Source organism: Zavarzinia sp., assembly GCF_041650655.1.
GTDB lineage: Bacteria > Pseudomonadota > Alphaproteobacteria > Zavarziniales > Zavarziniaceae > Zavarzinia.
Genome location: NZ_JBAZKR010000293.1, coordinates 1 through 2,544, shown reverse-complemented (window position 1 = coordinate 2,544; position 2,544 = coordinate 1). Strand labels below are relative to the sequence as shown.

General features: G+C 72.1%; 1 protein-coding gene and 2 pseudogenes. All 3 read left to right on the top strand.

Features of this window, described 5'->3' with window-relative positions; genetic code table 11:
• Nucleotides 1-390 (top strand): annotated as a pseudogene (locus tag WC493_RS23790) (MBL fold metallo-hydrolase); the annotation flags it as partial.
• A 4-nt stretch (nucleotides 391-394) separates the two neighbouring features.
• Entirely contained in the window at nucleotides 395-2,149 is a 1,755-nt protein-coding gene (locus WC493_RS23785) for a patatin-like phospholipase family protein (RefSeq protein WP_373069230.1), read from the top strand.
• Between the two features lie 55 nt (nucleotides 2,150-2,204).
• Nucleotides 2,205-2,544 (top strand): annotated as a pseudogene (locus tag WC493_RS23780) (folate-binding protein); the annotation flags it as partial.

The window sequence follows — 2,544 nt, the reverse complement described above, 5'->3', positions numbered from 1 at the left end:
TCGGGCGATCACGTCATGGGCTGGTCGACCAGCGTGATCATGCCGCCCGACGGCGACATGGGCGATTACATGGCGAGTCTCGCCCGCCTCCTCGAGCGGGACGAGCGCGTGTTCTGGCCGACCCATGGCCCCGCCATCACCGAGCCGCATCCCCATGTCCGCGCCTTCATCGCCCATCGCGGCGAGCGGGAGGCGCAGATCGTCCAGCAATTGGCCGGCGGCCCCACCCGCATCATGGACATGGTCCCCGTCATCTATGCCGGGGTCGATCCCGGCCTGTTCCCGGCCGCCGCGCGCTCGACCTTCGCCCATCTCCTGCATCTGCTCGACCGCGGCGAGGTCAAGGCGGAACCCGAGGCGACACTCGACGCGCGGTGGCGGCTCGCCTGAGCCGATGACCGTGGAGGGCGAAGGCGCCGCCCTGCTCGACGGCATCGCCTTCTTCGCCGATCTCGGGGAGGACGAGCGGGCCGCGGTGGTCGAGCACGGGCAATGGTACAGCCTGCCCGGCGGCCACATGCTGTTCGCCCAGGGCGAGCCGGGCGACGCGCTCTATGTCGTGCTGCGGGGCGGCCTGTCCATCGTCCGCGTCGCGCCCGACGGCGTGCGCCGGCGCATCGCCCGGGTGCGCGCCGGCGAGGTGGTCGGGGAAATGGCGCTGGTGACCGGCCGCGCCCGCTCCGCCTCGGCCATCGCCGAGCGGGACTGCGAGATCCTGCGCCTCGACCGCGCCGCCTTCGAGGCGCTGGTGCACCGCCATCCGGAAGCCATGCTGGGGGTCACGCGCCAGATCGTGACCCGGCTGGAGGCGATCCAGGACCATCCCGGCGGCACCCCGCCGATCCGGCCGCGCAGCATCGCCCTGCTGCCCGCCGGCAGCGCGCGCGACTGCACGGCGCTGCGCCGCGATCTCGCGCGGGCCATGCGGCTCTACGGCCGGGTCGCCGAGATCGGCGAGAGCGAGGGCGGCAACCGCCAGACCGACTGGTTCCACGACATCGAAACCGCCAATGATTACATCCTCTATCAGGCGGACGAGACCGCGGGGCCGTGGAGCAGCCTGTGCCTGCGCCAGGCCGACCTCGTCCTCGTCGTCGCCGACGCCGACGACACGCGGGCCGGTCACCGCCACCCGCTGGAAGCGACGGCGCGGGAGCGGGGCCTTGGCCTCGAGCTCGTGCTGCTGCACCCGCACGACCGCCTGACGCCGAGCGGCACCGCCGCCTTTCTCGAAGGCCGCGACCTCGCCCTGCATCACCAGGTGCGGGTCGGCGACTGGGGCGATTCGGCCCGGCTGGCGCGTCAGGTCACCGGCCACGCGGTCGGCCTCGTCCTGTCGGGCGGCGGGGCGCGGGGCTTCGCCCATCTCGGCGTGCTGCGCGCCCTCGCCGAGGCGGGAGTGCCGATCGACATGGTGGGCGGCTGTTCCATCGGCGCCATCGTCGGCGCCGGGGCCGCCCTGCGCTGGGAAGCCTTCGAGGCCGAGCCCCGCTTCCGCCGCGCCTTCGTCGACACCAACCCGGTCAACGACTTCACCCTGCCCCTGATCGCCCTGACCGCCGGCCGGCGGGTGAGTCGCCGCCTGCGCGAGGCCTTCGGCGAGCGGCGGATCGAAGACCTGTGGCTGCCCTATTACGCCGTCAGCACCGATCTGACCGCGGGACGGCTGGCCGTGCACCGGCACGGGCCGCTGTGGTCCTGGCTGCGGGCCAGCGTCGCCATCCCCGGCATCATGCCGCCCTGGGTGGACGAGGCCGGCACGGTCTTCGCCGATGGCGGCGTGCTCGACAATCTGCCGGTGACGCCCATGCGCCGCCTGGGCCGGGGGGCGATCATCGCCGTCGACGTGGGCGAGGCCCCGGCCTTCTCCGCGCCGGGCGCGAGGCCCGAGGAAAGCAGCTTCGAGCGCGTCATCCTGCGGCGTCGGCCCCGGATGCCCTCGATCTTCCAGATCCTGCTGCGCGCCGGCACGGTGAAATCGCCGGCGGGCGACCTGCTGGGCGCCGGCCTTGCCGACCTCCTGTTGCGGCCGCCGGTGGAAAGCGTGGATTTCCTCGACTGGAAGGCCTTCGACCGGGCGCTGGCGATTGGCCTCGATCATGCGCGCAAAGAGCTCGATCAGGCCCCCGCCTGCGTCTTTGGTCGATGACCGTCATGCTTGGCCGGCACTTGACTAACGGCCGGCCGCGCCGAACTCTTTGGACATGACCGAAACTGCAACGCCCTTCGCCACGCTGCTGCCGGGCCGCGGCCTCCTGCGCCTCGACGGTACCGATGTGCGCGCTTTCCTTCAGGGTCTCGTCTCGAACGACACCGCCCTGTTGACGCCGCAACACGCCCTGTTCTGCGCCCTGCTGACACCGCAGGGCAAATTCCTGCACGAGCTGATCCTTGCCGATACCGGCGACGGTGTGCTGATCGACACGGAAGAAGCGCGCAAGACCGACCTGCAACGCCGGCTGACCATGTATCGCCTGCGTGCCAAGATCGGCATCGCCGCGCCGGACGATCAGGCCGTGGCCGTCGCCTTCGGCGATGGCGTCG

What these genes read in the sequence shown, in the direction of transcription:
- WC493_RS23785 (WP_373069230.1), top strand. Translation starts at nt 395, where the DNA reads ATGACCGTGGAGGGCGAAGGCGCCGCCCTGCTCGACGGCATCGCCTTC.